We start from the raw sequence: 14,983 nt of genomic DNA, 5'->3' as shown, positions 1-14,983 counted from the left end.
GGAATGTTTCTGGATCACCGCCCAAGGCCGGGAAGGCCAAGGACGGTGAAGATTTCCAAAACCCGGTACCCAGTGGACCGTAAGGCTGCTCCGCTTAAGTGAACAGCATTAGCCGTTTAGGCGGGTATATTTCCAAACAGGTTACCTAACAACTGTCTAAGTCTTTTTGATCGAATCACAATGCTCAGCATTCACCTTAAGGCGAGACGTCGCAACAGACCATCACATCAACCTCAATGCATTTCCGTCAACGCCAGCTTCAAACCCAGCGCAACCAGCACGCCACCCATCGCCCGATCAAACCAATGGCCCATTCGCGCAAAGCCCGCACGGACCCGAGGCTGGCTGAACAGGCGTGCCACCAGGCAAAACCACGCGCCGGTCGCGAATGCCAGGTAAACCCCGTAGCCGGCCTGGACCAGCATCGGCGTGTGCGGGTTGATCACGACGGTGAACAGCGAAAGGAAAAACAGCGTCGCCTTGGGGTTCAGTCCGTTGGTAACGAACCCGGCCGTGAAGGCGCCGCGCGCTGTGCGCTCGCCTTTGGCGATGTCCACAGGCGCATCCGATGCGCTGGCAGGTTTTGCCCGCAGTGCTTTGATGCCGATGTAAATCAGGTACGCCGCTGCCGCCCATTTCAAGGCATTGAACAGGACGATGGACTGCGAAACGATCAGGCCAATCCCCAGCAGCGAATAGCCGACGTGCAGGAAAATCGCGGTGCCCACGCCCATGGCGGTGTACGTACCGGCCTTACGACCGTGGGTCACGCTTTCGCGCACGACGACGGCGAAGTCCGGACCGGGGCTGGCGACGGCCAGCAGGTGAATCAGCGCAACGGTTAAGAATTCGGGCCAGTACATTGATGTTCTCCAGGCGTTATGGCGAGCGGCAGGCTCTGGTAGGCTCGTCACATTACGCCTCCCACCCACCGAGCAAAAGGTACAGCTGATGCCCACTCAACGCAGAGCAGTTTTCCTGGATCACACCTCTCTGGATCTGGGGGATCTCGACCTCGCGCCGTGGCGTGAAACCTTCAGCGAACTGGTGCTGCATGGCAGCACCACAACCGATCAGGTGCCCGAGCGTTTGAAGGACGCCGATGTGGCGATCTCCAACAAGATCATGATCGATGCCGCCACGTTCGCCGCCTGTCCTAACCTGAAACTGGTACTAGTGACGGCCACCGGCGTGAACAACGTCGACCTTGATGCCGCGCGTAAGCATGGCGTGGTGGTCAGCAATTGTCAGGGCTACGGCACCCCTTCCGTGGCCCAGCACACACTGATGCTGCTGTTGGCGATGGCCACCCGCTTGCCTGACTATCAACAAGCGATCCACCAAGGCCAGTGGCAAAAATCGAAGCAGTTCTGCTTGCTGGACTTCCCCATTGTCGAGCTGGAAGGCAAAACATTGGGGCTGCTGGGCCATGGCGAGCTGGGCGGCGCGGTCGCGAAGCTGGCCGAAGCCTTCGGCATGCGCGTGCTGTCGGGTCAGATTCCCGGTCGTCCTGCCCGCCCTGATCGCGTGCCACTGAATGAGCTACTGCCCCAGGTCGATGCCCTCACCCTGCACTGCCCGCTCAACGAGCACACTCGGGACATGATTGGCGCCCACGAGTTGAGCCTGCTGAAACCAAAAGCCTTCATCGTCAATACCGCGCGCGGCGGCTTGATCAACGAGCAGGCACTGGCCGATGCCCTGCGCAACGGCCATCTCGGCGGCGCGGCCACCGACGTGCTGACGGTCGAGCCCCCGGTTAATGGCAATCCGCTGCTGTCGGGCGATATTCCGCGCCTGATCATCACGCCCCACAGCGCATGGGGCAGCCAGGAAGCGCGGCAGCGCATCGTCGGACAGATCAACGAAAACGCTCTGGCGTTCTATGAGGGCAAGCCGGTCCGCGTCGTCAGCTGAAACGTAGCTTTTCGCAGTCTCGCCACTCCGCCGCACAGTGCGAGTGCGCGGCGTGGCAGGCCTGTTAAACTTCGCCCTTTTTTTCGAGGAGCCGATGATGGACCCGCGCAGTGAAGTGTTACTCCGGCAGGCCGATTTGTTTCGGGGCTCCTTGCTGCTGACCGGCCTCCCCGCCGACGATCTGCTGAGCAGGCTGCCCAATGCGCGCGGCTGGAGTTGGCACGCTGGCGACTTCGACGCCCTCGGTACACGATTTCCCGAGCGTGTGCACTTCGGCACCGAAGCACCGGCCGAACCCTTTGAAGCTGCGGTGCTGTTTTTGCCCAAGGCCCGCGATCTCGCTGATTACCTCATTAACGCGCTTGCTTCCCGCCTGGCCGGACGTGAATTATTCCTGGTCGGCGAAAAACGCGGTGGCATTGAAGCCGCCGCCCGCCAGCTAAGCCCGTTCGGGCGTACGCGCAAACTCGACAGCGCCCGGCATTGCCAGCTCTGGCAAGTCACCGTCGAAACGCCTCCGCAAGGGGTTGGGCTCGACAGCCTGGCCAAACGTTTCGACATCGAAATCGAAGGCGGCGCGTTGAAGGTGGTGAGTCTGCCGGGCGTGTTCAGCCACGGCCGTCTGGACCGGGGCTCGGCCCTGTTGCTGGATAACATTGATCGGCTTCCCGCCGGCCATTTGCTCGATTTCGGCTGCGGCGCGGGCGTTCTCGGTGCGGCGGTGAAACGCCGCTACCCCGAAACCCGCGTGACGATGCTGGATGTCGATGCGTTCGCCACCGCCAGCAGCCGTCTGACGCTTGCCGCCAATGGTCTTGAGGCCGAAGTCCTGACGGGCAACGGAATCGATGCCGCACCGAGCGATCTGGACATAATTCTGACCAATCCGCCGTTCCATACCGGCGTCCATACCGATTACGCCGCAACCGAGAACCTGCTAAAAAAAGCACGAGAACATCTGAGAAAAGGCGGCGAACTGCGGCTGGTTGCCAATAGCTTCCTGCGCTATCAGCCGATCATCGAGGCGCATCTGGGGCCGTGTGCAATCATGGCCGAGGGTCAGGGTTTCCGGATTTACCGCGCGAAACGTGCGTGATAATTAGCGCTTGCCGAACACGAGACGTGTAGGCAGAATCCGCACCGTCCTAGGGGAGTAGTCTCCCACGAGCGCCATGCTCGTCCGGCACGTATCAACATACTTGGTCCTCAGACCATGGTGCGTGCGACCCCAGATCTGCTCAGACGGATCGGTGGTTTGACAAGACCTATGACACGAACATCCTGACCCGGGGCGGGGAGGTTGTACGTGTCATAGCCGTGTTGACCCGCCCCTTAGGAAACCCTGATGCTGGAATCCCTGTTGGTCCCCACCGCTGTCGTCGCACTGGCTGAAATCGGTGACAAGACCCAACTCCTCGCGCTCGTTCTTGCCGCTCGCTTCCGCAAACCCTGGCCCATCATCGCCGGGATTGTCGCAGCCACGCTGGCCAACCATGCCGCGGCCGGTGCCGTTGGCGCATGGTTCAGCAGCTATCTCTCCGACGCGGTTCTGCACTGGATCCTGGCCGCCAGCTTTACCGCCACGGCGCTTTGGACGCTGGTTCCGGACAAGCTGGACGACGACGAAGCCAGCACCAGTCGCAAGTTCGGCCCCTTCCTGACCACGCTGATCGCGTTCTTTATCGCGGAAATCGGCGACAAGACGCAGATCGCGACCGTCATGCTGGCGGCGCAATACCCAAGCTTGTGGCTGGTGATCCTCGGCACGACGCTGGGCATGTTGCTGGCGAATGTGCCGGTGGTGCTGGCGGGGAATTTTGCTGCGGAGAAACTGCCGCTCACACTGATTCGTCGTCTGGCAGCGGGTGCGTTTTTCATTCTGGCGATTGTTGCCGTGTACAAGGCGATGCAGATCAGCGGCTGGGTATAGCCGCAGACACCAGCCCCCTGTAGGAGTGAGCTTGCTCGCGATGCTCTTCAACCGTTTCGCAGATACGCGGCGACAGTTGATGATCGCGAGCAAGCTCAGTCCATGTGGGAGTGAGCTTGCTCACGAGGACGGCATTCCAGTCGCTGAAGATGCAGCGGATGTCCCGACCTCTTCGCGAGCAAGCTCGCTCCCACATGACCGTGTCTGCTACCGGGATCAGGCGATGATCAGCCCTTCGGCGCCTGCTGATACAACGGCATTACTTTCGGAATCGCCGCCTGCAGCGAGGCGATCCGGTTGGACGAAGCCGGGTGGGTGCTCATGAACTCCGGCTGCGACGCGCCGCCTTGGGCTTCCATCTTCTGCCACAGCGTGATCGCGGCATTCGGGTTGTAACCGGCGCGAGCCGCGAGTTCGAGGCCCAGCAGGTCTGCTTCGTTTTCATTGGCGCGGCTGTTCGGCAGCGTCAGGCTGTAATCGACCACGGTGTCGGCCAGCGCCAGACTGTCCTGCCCCAACCCCAACAATGCGCCGGCGCCCTGCTTCGCCATCTGCACACCGTAGGCCTTGGACATGGCTTCACGGCCGTGTTCACGCAAGGCGTGGGCAATTTCGTGGCCCATGACTGCTGCCAGTTCGTCATCGCTAAGCTTGAGCGTATCGATCAGGCCGCTGTACACGATGATCTTGCCGCCGGGACCGCAGTTGGCGTTCAGCTCATCGCTTTTGATCAGGTTCACATCCCACTGCCACTGCGCCGCGTCGGGCCGCAATTTCGGTGCCTGGGCAATCAGACGCTTGGCGATGGCCTGGACGCGCTTGCCCTCGGCGCTGCTGTTGTCGAGCACGCCTTTGGACGTGGCTTCGCTGACCGTCTGCTGATAGGACTGGGCGTACATCTTGTTGACTTCGTCCGTCGACAGCATGCTGAACATGTATTGCTTGCGCTCGACACCCACCGAATCGCCGGTGGTGGTATTGACCGCCTGACACCCGGCCACCAGCAGCGCTGCCGTTACGCCACAAAGAGCAAAAATCCTGCGCATTTCGTATCTCCATTGAAACAATCGCGCCATCCTAGGCAATACGCGGGCCGAGCACCAGATGCCAGCCGTCTCCCATGTGAAAAGGCGCAGGAAAACGCGGCTGTGTAACGGGAAAGAAATACGGGATCGCGATTCACACCGGAAGAGACAGCACTACAACGGTGTCAGGCATTCCGGCGCGTTGAGCTTCGGGTCGTTCACCAGGTTGGCCAAAGGCCGTTCGCGCAGTTGCATCTGCGGGGCGGCGAGCATGGCCTGCAAAGTGATCAGCGGGCACTCCGGATCAAGCCAGGCACGCTGCCCTTCTTCGTCGAGAATCAACGGTCGACGCTGGTTCATGGCCGACTGCGTGACCACAGCAACGCTCAAGTAGGTGTGACCTTCAACGGGATAGGCCTCCCAGATCGCCGCGAAGTACAGCGTCGATCCTTCGGCCGGCGTGAGCCAGAACGGCCGCTTGCGCACGCTGCCACGCCACTCATAAAAGCCGTTGGCCGGCAGCAGGCAGCGGCGTTCACGAAAGGCCTGCTTGAACATCGGCTGCTCCGCTACGGTTTCAGCGCGAGCATGGGCCGGCGTGCGTGACATGTCGGTCAGCCAGGGCGGCGTAAGGCCCCAACGTGCCCGCGCCACTTCGCGTCCGCGCTCGGCGCCCTCCTCGACCTCAGCCGTTGCCGCCCGGACCATCAAGACAGAAGCGGCAGGAGAAATATTCCACTGCGCTTGCTGGTCGCTTGGAAATCCGGGCAAAGCTGCAAAGGCAGGCGACCAACGAAACAGGGCATAACGTCCACACATGGGTTCAGCACAACTCTTTTTGAAAGCGAATGAGGCGCGCGCGAACCGGATTCAGCACAGCAACACATCGGGATAGCTGTCCGGCTCGTCACCGGGCAGCGGAAAGGCGGCATTGTACTCGGTGATCAACAGACGCGCCCGCTCGGCCTGGTCATCCTCGACCGTCAGGCCCAGCAACCCGAACGCCGGTAAATCCCCAATAGCGCCCAACAAATGACGCCCGGTGATGTGTGACTCGATGCCTTCGCTGGCGAGCATGGACTGCAGCAGCTCGCCTTCCATCAGGTGTTCGGGCTCATAAATCTTGCGCATCACTCGTTCTCGCTGCGGACGTCCAGCGTCCACTCTTCCCCATCGGTCTGCAGGCTGAAGTTGATCGGCCGACAGCAGACGGGGCAATCTTCAATGTAGGTCTGATCGCCGCCGGACAGATCCAGCACCGCCTCCACCGGTTCGCCACAATAAGGGCAGTCGTAATCCTGTATTTCCTGCATCGCAGTCTCCGGGCCCAGTTTTGCGTATAATCGCCGACTTGTTTGCGGGTCGAGCTTTATTCCTCAGCATCCGGGCATCAGCCTGAGTCGACACCTTGAGCGAAGCCGCCTTGTTGTGCGGCCGCCGCCCAGGCATCAAGCCTGTGGTGTCGTGACTCGCTGCTGCACCGGACTCGACCTCCTTTACCTTAGCCGTTTCCGACAAGAGAGCATGATGGGCGAATTCGATGCCATCCGACCGTACGACGACACCGAAGTAAAAGCCGTACTTGATCGGCTGCTGGGTGACAAGGCGTTCCTCGCGATCCTCACGCATTTCCGTTTTCCGCGCCTGGCCGGCTCCCTCGGCTGGATTCTGCAACCGGCCATCGCGCGCAAGCTGCGTCGCCAGTTCGCCGGCATCGACACCGTTGCCGCCCTGCAGGACAAGGTCGAGCATTACGTCGATCACACTATCGAACGCGCCACTGACGGTGTGACCTACACCGGCGTCGAGCAGTTCAAGTCAGGGGTTGCCTACCTGTTTCTGGCCAACCATCGCGACATCGTGATGGACCCGGCGTTCGTCAACTACGCGGTCTACCACGCGGGCCTGCCAACGCCGCGCATCGCCATTGGCGACAACCTGCTGCAGAAGCCTTTCGTCAGCGACCTGATGCGCCTGAACAAGAGCTTCATCGTGCACCGCTCGATCATCGGGCGTCGCGAGAAGATGGCGGCCTACCAGTTGCTGTCGGCGTACATCAATCATTCGATCCGCAATGACTGCCAGTCGATCTGGATCGCCCAGGCTGAAGGCCGCGCCAAGGACGGCGACGACCGCACCGAATCGGCCATCCTCAAGATGTTCCACATGAGCCGCAAGGACGAGCCGTTTGGCGAAGTCATTCAGTCGTTGAACCTGACGCCGGTGTCGATCAGCTACGAATACGACCCGTGCGATCACGCCAAGGCGCGGGAGCTGTACATCCGCGCCACCACCGGCAGTTACACCAAAGTGCCGGGCGAGGACGACGTCAGCATCGCGCTGGGAATCACCGGCTACAAAGGCCGTGTGCACGTGAACTTTGCCCCGCCGATCACCGAGCTGTTCGAGGACACCAAACTGCTGGCCATCGAAATGGACCGGCAGATTCTCGGCGGTTATCGCCTGTTCCCTGTGCATTACCTGGCGTACGCGCAGTGGGCCAACGCCGAGCCGGCGCTCCAAGTGCCGAACGCGGCTCAAGTGTTCCCGGCAGACGAACTGGAACGCGCTCAAGAGGAATGGCAGCGCCGCCTCAATGGTTGCCCCGCCGAACACCGGCCGTTTCTGATTCAGCAATACGCGATGCCGGTACGCAACCAGTACCGGGTGAAGGCAGGGTTGCCGCTTTAGGCGCCCTACCCTTCCACGAACAAACGGCGCCTCAGGGCGCCGTTTTTCGTTGCGCGCCTCCGTTGATTTGGCGATATCAGCCTTCACAAATGTGTCACCGCCGACACACTCAAGCGTAAGACTTGCCCGCTAAGGTCGTCGCCTATCCAAACGAGTGAAGGCGTACGCTATGCGATCCAGCAAACCGGTTGCCCATGTAATGGTGTCTTCCCTGGTACTTTCGTTGCTCGCCGTTTCGGTTCAGGCGGCGAGCCGTGCGGGAGACGACACCATCAACGGTGTCGACCTGCTTTCCGGATTCGACACCCTCTGGACGACAGGGGCAACCTGGGACACGGGTACACCGACCGCTCTGGGTCAGAGTCTGCTCAGGCGCAACCTGCAAATCGTGGTCGACCGCGCCAATGCCCGCACCCTCGCCCAGGAAACCGCCGCTTACTTCGATGATCGCCGTGACCAAAGCTACAGCGCCATCAGCGGCCTCGGCTCGTTGAGCGCCGCTTATAAGGCAGGTGCTGGCGCCTTCACGACCATCACGCAGTTCGACGACAGCAACAAAACCGTCAAGTACGACGACAAAGGCAATGGCGCAGGCAGTTCGTCCTCGGCGCTGGGCAAAGTGGTCGATCTGGTCAGCGCGGTACGCAACGATGCCTCGACCACACCTGCCAAATCCCACTATTTGTATCCGCGACCATGGCGGCAAAGTCTGGATGGTCAGAGCCTGGCCTTCGTGGTTGCGCCCTCCCTGCGCCCGGCAGAAAGCACCACGCCGGCCAGCGACTCGGGTTTCCCCAGCGGCCATACCAATGCGGCCTACCTGTCTTCATACGCACTGGCCTATGCCATCCCCGAGCGTTTCAGCGAGTTGATGCTGCGCGCCTCGGAAATTGGCGACAACCGCATCGAAGCCGGCATGCACTCGCCGTTCGACGTGATGGGCGGGCGCATCACCGCAACGTATTTTGCCATCGACAACCTTTCCAATCCGGCCAACGCCCAACTGCGCGCCGATGCGCGCGCACAGGCACTGAGCTATTTCACGGCGCAGTGCGGCGGCGACGTCAACAACTGCATGGCGAGCATTGACCCGGCCACCGATCGCACGTCTCAACACGCTCAGGACAAGGCGCTGTTCACCTCGCGCATGACCTACGGCTTCGATCCGGTGGGCCCGACCAACCTGGCCGCCGTGGTACCGACCAACGCCGAAGTGTTGCTGGAAACCCGCTTCCCTTACCTGGACGCCAGTCAGCGCCGCGAGATTCTGGCGACCACTGAAATCTCCTCAGGCTATGCGGTGATCGATCAGTCGGGGGGCTATGGCCGCCTGAACCTGTACGCTGCGGGCGATGGTTATGCGGCATTCAATTCCAACGTCACGGTCAACATGGACGCCAGCCTTGGCGGCTATAACGCCATCGACGCCTGGCGCAACGACATCAGCGGCAGCGGCGCGCTGATCAAGAACGGCAGCGGCAATCTGATGCTGACCGGCAATAACACTTACTCGGGCGGCACCGTGATCAACGGTGGCGTGCTGACCGGCCATGCCAAGGCGTTCGGCAGCGGGACGATCACCGACAACGCGACGCTGGTCGTCGATCAGTCAACCAACGATACCCTCGCCAACACACTGGCGGGCAACGGTGCATTGATAAAACGGGGCGTCGGCTCGCTGAACCTGACCGGCAACAACAGCCTGTCCGGCGCAACGACGGTGCAAGCGGGTCGGCTGGCGGTCAACGGTAACCTAGGCAACTCCATCGTCAGCGTGCAGCAAGGCGCAACGCTGGGTGGCAACGGCACCGTCGGCGGCATCAATGTCGCTCGGGGCGGCGTGGTTGCACCGGGTAATTCGGTCGGGCAATTGAACGTCAACGGTGATGTCAACCTTGCTCAGGGCTCGGTCTACCAAGTCGAATCGGACGCCAATGGCAATGCCGACCGCATCGTCGCCAGCGGCCGTGCAACCCTCAATGACAGCACGCTGTCGCTGGTTGAAGGCGGTAACTGGCTGGCCGCGAGCCGTTACTCGATTCTCTCGGCTGCCGGTGGCGTGAGCGGTGCGTTTGCCAATGTGCAAACCAACTTCGCCTTCCTCACACCGACACTGAACTACACGGCAACCGATGTCGGGCTGACACTGGACCGTAACGCACAAACTTTCGCCAGCCTGGCGACGACCCGCAATGCCCGAGCCGTCGCCCAAGGGTTGGACAGCGCGGGCGCTGGCAACGCGCTTTGGCGTGAAGTGGTGCAGGACGATACGTCGACCGCGCAGGCCACGTTCAAGGCACTGTCCAATGAGCTGCATGCGTCGACCCAGTCCGCGCTGATCGAGGACAGCCGTCTGGTGCGCAATGCGGTGAACGATCGCTTGCAGCAAGCGCAGTCGGCACCGGCACTTCGCGGCACGACACAAACCCTCGTCGGTGACGACTCCCGTGGCGTGGTATGGACTCAGGCCATCGGTGCGACCGGCAAAACCGACAGCACCGGTGATGTGTCGGGCCTCGACACGCACACCAGCGGTTTGCTGTTCGGCGCTGACGTGCCGCTCGACGAGACGTGGCGCGTGGGCGCGATGGCCGGTTTTAGCAACAGCAGCTTCGACCTGCGCCATGCATCCGGCTCCACTGACAGCGACAACTACCATCTGGGCGTCTATGCCGGCGCCAAGTGGGGCCAGTTGGGCCTGCGCCTCGGCGCAGTACGCACTTGGCACGAGCTGACTGCCAAGCGCACGCTGGACTTGCCGGGTGCTTCCGAGCGTTTCAAGGAAGATTACAACGCAGCGACCAATCAGGTATTTGGCGAGCTGGGTTACGCCATCGAACTGGGCAATGCGCAACTTGAGCCCTTCGCCAACCTCGCCCATGTGCGACTGGACACGGACTCCTTCGATGAAAACAGCAACGCGATCAGGCTGGAGAACAAGTCTCAGGACAACAACATCACCTTCAGCACCCTCGGCCTGCGCGCCGCCACTCACTTGAATGCGGGCAGCGTCGCGATCAAGCCCAACGCGACACTGGGCTGGCGTCGTGCCTACGGCGACGTGACGCCAGAGAGCCGTGCGGCCTTCAGCGGCGGCGACACCTTCGAACTCTCCGGCGCACCGATTGCCCGCAGCGCAGCAGTGCTTGGTGCGGGGGTCGATCTGGGCTTGAGCGACACGCTGAGCGTCGGGCTGAGTTACAACGGACAAGTGAGCAGCGATGCGTCGGATCAGACCCTGAACGCCAGGGTGACGCTGGCCTTTTAAGCGATCACAGCTTGGTGCTCACCCACGACAAGAGCAGCGCGAACGCGAGGCACGCCGTGCCGAACCGATAGCTCAGGCGGATCATGCGCAAGGTGGGCACATCCATCAGGTGCATGGGTTCGTGGATCGGTGCTTGTTCGGTGAGATGGTGCAGATGGGCCATCTCCCGCTGCTCGCGGGTGCGGGTGGTGTGCAGCAGCCAGATGCCGGGGCCGGCGGCGAGCAAGGCACAGAGGTTGATGGCGAGGCCGGGGGCGTGATGGATAAGCGACATGGTGCCTCAATGACGCCGGATTAATGGGCGCCGCAGACTCTGTTCGGATCTGCCGCTCACACTAGTCGCTGTCACCTTAACGTCACCTGAACCGGGCACTGTGTGGGACCCCAAACCGACCTACCGCCACGGAGAGCGTCATGCTGCACGCCCACAACCAGGACCGCCTTTACCTCATCGCCCCCAGCGACGAACAGGAAGCATTGATCGACGCACTGGCCTTCAACGTCCAGGACAGGCACTGGCTGGTGTACTGCGCGCTCGGCGGCCATGCGCACAACGATCTGCCGGAAGTGGATCTGCAGACCGGTTTCAGTTTTCTGGACTTCTATCAGGCAGCTTGAAATCCTGCGCTGTAACTCCCAGGCGACACTGAATAAACAAAAGCCCCGGCTTCTCGCGAAACCGGGGCTTTTTGTTTTTCAGAATCAGGCGTTGAGCTTATTGGCCGAGGGTGCGGCCAATCGTCTGATCCTGGAACAGGCGGGTCAGGGCGTCGCTGAGTACGTCGCTGATCAGCTTGGTGTTGGTCTCTTCGTTTGGCGCCATTCCGAAGCGCTGATCCAGCGAGGCCGCGTAGCGACCGCTGTAGTTACGGCCGGCGTTCTGAACGTCAGCACGGAAGGTGGAGCTGATGTTGGCTTCGGTGACGTACAGGCCTTCTTTCGGCGATTGGTACTTCAGGTCTGCCAGGGTGACGGTCAACTGCGGACCATTACCATTCTGCACTGGCGTGAAACCCAGCAACCGCACGCCGGCTTCAGCCTGAGCCTGCAGCTGCGGCAGCAACTGCTGACCGTTGACGGTGATGGAACTGGTTTCCGGGTACAGGCCACCACGGGTGCCCAGCGTCTGCGACTGACGACCGTCCACCACGCGCACAACCACTTGTTGACCGTGACCGACCGGCGCCAGTTGAGCGTTCAGCTTGGGTTCCGGGGTGAGGGATTGCGGGCTGTGGGCACAGCCCGCCAGGGTCAGACTGCCAGCGGCAAGCAAACCGAACAGAACGCGACGCAACATGCTCATTTCTCCATGGGCCAAGGCACAAAATGTGCAGCAGTATAGCGACCTCCCAAGGCCGCTCACTAGGGTAAAGATACGACAAAGTGCCATCCCGCCGGTTCCGGGTAGACGACGTTGTCCACTCGATCGAAATCAACACAATTGCGCAATCGCAACGTCACAGCGGTGTCATGCCTGCCGGCCATACTTTTTTCAACTCTCCAGCAAGGAGTCCTGCCATGGACTTTCTTTGGTCGTTGTTCTCGTTGCGCCGCCGTCATCGTTACTATGCCCACCTGGACCAGCACGGCATTTGCCTGGCGTTCAAACACTGCGCGGAAACGCCCTGTGGTCAGGGCTGGGTCGAAGTCCACGAAGCGAACCTGTGCTGGCTGCAGCGCCCACTCCCCTCCAGCGCCCGCGTGACTTCCCGGTCACGTGCGATTACCGCCCGGCATATGCTCAGCATCTGACCGAAAGACGAATAAAAGTCATTTTTCCTGGATCATTTCTGCGCGTTTCATCGCTATAATCTTCCCCCGATTATAAGGACGTCTCCTGATCGGGCCTCGCAGCATCGTCGATAGCCATTATCGATTCCTTCGTAACGCCCACAGAGAGCCTTCCACACAGACATGTGCAGCCCGATGTGGCCGCAGCGCAGACGCCGGATCGTCGATTAATCCGAACGTCCTTCGCCAGTTCCTGCCTCACATCGCGTATGAACCTGATCTGCAGAGCTGCCATCGCGCAGCCCTTTTTGAGGTTCGCGTCTCCAAAAGAGCGTGAAAAAAACGGGTTTTCACAACTTCACAAGAGTGTGGCAAGCAAATGAATAGTTTCGCGTTTGTAAATGCACCGTTAGCGTCTGACCCAGCCCCCTTGCAAAGGACCGACCGCAACGCAGTCTCCGTCAAAAGAGCCTGAAGCCTGTCCGATACGGATTTGGTTGCACAACCGGACGCCTTGACGATAGTCGAATGGCTGCACGGGCTGAAAAATGCGTTCATGCTTGTCTCACAAAAGCATCAACCAGGCTCGTTCGGTGGCGTCCGCTGAAGATGCAAAAAATTGCGAAGAATCGGACATGGCGATCCCGGCCAGGTTGAACGAGGCACTGCGCGAACACCGCGCCGCCCGAACCTGGCGACTGACCACGGGAACGCATGCCGTCAATTTGGTGCTGCAGATTTTGGAGACGCGTTAATGGCGCATAACGAAGCAGTCGACGTAGTGCTGGTCGGGGCAGGCATCATGAGTGCCACCCTCGCCGTACTGCTCAAAGAGCTGGACCCGAGCCTCAAGGTTGAAGTCGTCGAGCTGATGGATTCCGGTGCTGCAGAGAGCTCCAACCCCTGGAACAACGCGGGTACCGGCCACGCCGGCCTGTGTGAGCTGAACTACACGCCGGAAGCGGCCGATGGCTCGATCGACACCAAGAAAGCGATTCACATCAACACCCAGTTCGAAGTCTCCAAACAGTTCTGGGCCTACCTGGCTCGCAAAGGCACGTTCGGCGCTTCGCGCTCGTTCATCACGCCGGTTCCGCACCTGAGTTTCGTTCAGGGCGAAAAAGGCATGGCGTACCTGAAAAAACGCTACGAAGCACTGCGTCCGCACCACGCCTTTTCCTCGATGGAATACACCGAAGACAAAAGCAAGCTGGCAGAGTGGATGCCGCTAATGATGCCCGGCCGTCCAGCCGATGAGCCTATCGCGGCGACGCGGGTCATGCACGGCACCGACGTCAACTTCGGCAACCTGACCAACATGCTGCTCAAGCACTTGGCCAGCGCGCCCGATGCGCAGGTCAAATATTGCAAACGCGTCACAGACCTGAGCCGCCAAGGTGACGGCTGGACCGTCACCATCAAGGACGTGAACAGCGGCGAGACGCGCAACATCGACGCCAAATTCGTGTTCCTGGGCGCAGGCGGCGCGGCGTTGCCATTGCTGCAGATGTCCGGCATCGAGGAAGGCAAGGGTTTCGGCGGCTTCCCGGTGAGCGGCCAGTGGCTGCGTTGCGATAACCCCGAAGTGGTGAAGCATCATCAGGCCAAGGTATACAGCCAGGCAGCAGTGGGTTCGCCACCGATGTCGGTGCCGCACCTGGACACCCGCGTTGTCGACGGCAAGAAGTCCCTGCTGTTCGGACCTTACGCCGGCTTTACCACCAAGTTCCTCAAGCATGGTTCGCTGCTCGACCTGCCGCTGTCGATCCGCGCGGCCAACATCGCGCCGATGCTGGCCGTGGCCCGCGACAACATGGACCTGACCAAGTACCTGATCAGCGAAGTGCGGCAGTCGATGGAACAGCGGCTCGATGCACTGCGCCGTTTCTACCCGGAAGCCAAAGCCGAAGACTGGCGCCTGGAAGTGGCCGGTCAACGGGTACAGATCATCAAGAAAGACCCGAAAAAAGGCGGCGTTTTGCAGTTCGGTACCGAGCTGGTGTCGGCGAAGGACGGCTCCCTTGCCGCACTGCTGGGCGCCTCGCCGGGCGCTTCAGTGACCGTTTCGATCATGCTGGACCTGATCGAGCGTTGCTTCCCAGACAAGGCACGTACCGAGTGGGCCACCAAGCTGAATGAGATCTTCCCGGCTCGCGAAAAGGCACTGGAAACCGATGCGCAGCTTTATCAGCGAGTCAGTGCTCAGAGCGATGCCAGCCTGGAGTTGACGCAAAATAACGAAGCGCCAAGCTTCGCCTGATTCACAGCCCGCTCTGATCAGGTGGAGAACGAAAAGCCCCGCTCACTGAGCGTAATGCTGTTCACTTAAGCGGAGCAGCCTTACGGTCCACTGGGTACCGGGTTTTGGAAATCTTCACCGTCCTTGGCCTTCCCGGCCTTGGGCGGTGATCCAGAAACATT

16 protein-coding genes and 1 riboswitch are annotated in these 14,983 nt (G+C 60.9%); of the genes, 9 read left to right on the top strand and 7 right to left on the bottom strand.

Annotated elements, in window-relative coordinates:
• Window positions 1-233 precede the first annotated feature (233 nt).
• Window positions 234-863, bottom strand: a complete 630-nt coding sequence (locus QWI20_RS27345) for a LysE family translocator (protein ID WP_122536168.1) — start codon at window positions 861-863, stop codon at window positions 234-236.
• Window positions 864-951: 88 nt separating this feature from the next.
• On the opposite strand from QWI20_RS27345, the gene QWI20_RS27340 reads away from it, so the two are divergent.
• From QWI20_RS27340 to QWI20_RS27330, 3 genes are all read left to right on the top strand, one after another.
• Window positions 952-1,917 carry a 2-hydroxyacid dehydrogenase gene (locus QWI20_RS27340; protein WP_369308086.1) on the top strand — a complete coding sequence of 322 codons (966 nt, stop codon included), beginning with the start codon at window positions 952-954 and terminating at the stop codon, window positions 1,915-1,917.
• 97 nt (window positions 1,918-2,014) lie between these two features.
• Window positions 2,015-3,013 carry a methyltransferase gene (locus QWI20_RS27335; protein WP_369308085.1) on the top strand — a complete coding sequence of 333 codons (999 nt, stop codon included), beginning with the start codon at window positions 2,015-2,017 and terminating at the stop codon, window positions 3,011-3,013.
• A 40-nt stretch (window positions 3,014-3,053) separates the two neighbouring features.
• A riboswitch (yybP-ykoY riboswitch) is annotated at window positions 3,054-3,173 on the top strand.
• Between the two features lie 89 nt (window positions 3,174-3,262).
• Window positions 3,263-3,847, top strand: a complete 585-nt coding sequence (locus tag QWI20_RS27330) for a TMEM165/GDT1 family protein (protein WP_074884042.1) — start codon at window positions 3,263-3,265, stop codon at window positions 3,845-3,847.
• A gap of 227 nt (window positions 3,848-4,074) precedes the next feature.
• Here QWI20_RS27330 and QWI20_RS27325 read toward each other — a convergent pair whose 3' ends face one another.
• From QWI20_RS27325 to QWI20_RS27310, 4 genes are all read right to left on the bottom strand, one after another.
• Complete coding sequence (locus QWI20_RS27325) at window positions 4,075-4,893, bottom strand: M48 family metallopeptidase (RefSeq protein WP_192174923.1); 819 nt, start codon at window positions 4,891-4,893, stop codon at window positions 4,075-4,077.
• 153 nt (window positions 4,894-5,046) lie between these two features.
• Window positions 5,047-5,691 carry an SOS response-associated peptidase gene (locus QWI20_RS27320; RefSeq protein WP_369308084.1) on the bottom strand — a complete coding sequence of 215 codons (645 nt, stop codon included), beginning with the start codon at window positions 5,689-5,691 and terminating at the stop codon, window positions 5,047-5,049.
• 51 nt (window positions 5,692-5,742) lie between these two features.
• Entirely contained in the window at window positions 5,743-6,003 is a 261-nt protein-coding gene (locus QWI20_RS27315) for a DUF2007 domain-containing protein (RefSeq protein ID WP_369308083.1), read from the bottom strand.
• On the bottom strand, window positions 6,003-6,185 hold the full coding sequence (locus tag QWI20_RS27310) for a CPXCG motif-containing cysteine-rich protein (RefSeq protein ID WP_237250611.1): 183 nt from the start codon (window positions 6,183-6,185) through the stop codon (window positions 6,003-6,005). The genes QWI20_RS27315 and QWI20_RS27310 overlap by 1 nt, the downstream gene beginning before the upstream one ends.
• A 214-nt stretch (window positions 6,186-6,399) precedes the next feature.
• Here QWI20_RS27310 and QWI20_RS27305 point away from each other — a divergent pair, with 214 nt between their 5' ends.
• Entirely contained in the window at window positions 6,400-7,563 is a 1,164-nt protein-coding gene (locus QWI20_RS27305) for a 1-acyl-sn-glycerol-3-phosphate acyltransferase (RefSeq protein WP_369308082.1), read from the top strand.
• 169 nt (window positions 7,564-7,732) lie between these two features.
• Window positions 7,733-10,831 carry an autotransporter domain-containing protein gene (locus QWI20_RS27300; RefSeq protein ID WP_369308081.1) on the top strand — a complete coding sequence of 1,033 codons (3,099 nt, stop codon included), beginning with the start codon at window positions 7,733-7,735 and terminating at the stop codon, window positions 10,829-10,831.
• A 4-nt stretch (window positions 10,832-10,835) separates the two neighbouring features.
• Here the strand turns inward: QWI20_RS27300 and QWI20_RS27295 are convergent, their stop codons facing one another.
• Window positions 10,836-11,105, bottom strand: a complete 270-nt coding sequence (locus QWI20_RS27295) for a hypothetical protein (RefSeq protein ID WP_369308078.1) — start codon at window positions 11,103-11,105, stop codon at window positions 10,836-10,838.
• Between the two features lie 140 nt (window positions 11,106-11,245).
• Between QWI20_RS27295 and QWI20_RS27290 the strand changes: the two genes are divergently transcribed.
• Window positions 11,246-11,449 (top strand): hypothetical protein, encoded by a 204-nt coding sequence (locus QWI20_RS27290; RefSeq protein ID WP_065991803.1) that lies wholly within the window; start codon window positions 11,246-11,248, stop codon window positions 11,447-11,449.
• Between the two features lie 97 nt (window positions 11,450-11,546).
• Here the strand turns inward: QWI20_RS27290 and QWI20_RS27285 are convergent, their stop codons facing one another.
• Window positions 11,547-12,128, bottom strand: coding sequence for a YajG family lipoprotein (locus QWI20_RS27285; protein WP_369308077.1), 582 nt, complete (start codon window positions 12,126-12,128; stop codon window positions 11,547-11,549).
• Between the two features lie 221 nt (window positions 12,129-12,349).
• On the opposite strand from QWI20_RS27285, the gene QWI20_RS27280 reads away from it, so the two are divergent.
• The 3 genes from QWI20_RS27280 (at window position 12,350) to mqo (ending at window position 14,822) form a co-directional block, all read left to right on the top strand.
• Window positions 12,350-12,583 carry a hypothetical protein gene (locus QWI20_RS27280; protein ID WP_369308076.1) on the top strand — a complete coding sequence of 78 codons (234 nt, stop codon included), beginning with the start codon at window positions 12,350-12,352 and terminating at the stop codon, window positions 12,581-12,583.
• Window positions 12,584-13,122: 539 nt separating this feature from the next.
• Window positions 13,123-13,317: a hypothetical protein gene (locus tag QWI20_RS27275; RefSeq protein ID WP_369308075.1), complete on the top strand. Its 195-nt coding sequence runs from the start codon at window positions 13,123-13,125 to the stop codon at window positions 13,315-13,317.
• Window positions 13,317-14,822 carry a malate dehydrogenase (quinone) gene (gene mqo, locus QWI20_RS27270; RefSeq protein ID WP_369308074.1) on the top strand — a complete coding sequence of 502 codons (1,506 nt, stop codon included), beginning with the start codon at window positions 13,317-13,319 and terminating at the stop codon, window positions 14,820-14,822. The genes QWI20_RS27275 and mqo overlap by 1 nt, the downstream gene beginning before the upstream one ends.
• The last annotated feature ends 161 nt before the right edge of the window (window positions 14,823-14,983 follow it).

This window comes from Pseudomonas sp. W2-17, from assembly GCF_041060445.1.
In the GTDB taxonomy this organism is placed as follows: Bacteria; Pseudomonadota; Gammaproteobacteria; order Pseudomonadales; family Pseudomonadaceae; genus Aquipseudomonas.
This window is presented reverse-complemented; position numbering and strand designations above follow the sequence as displayed.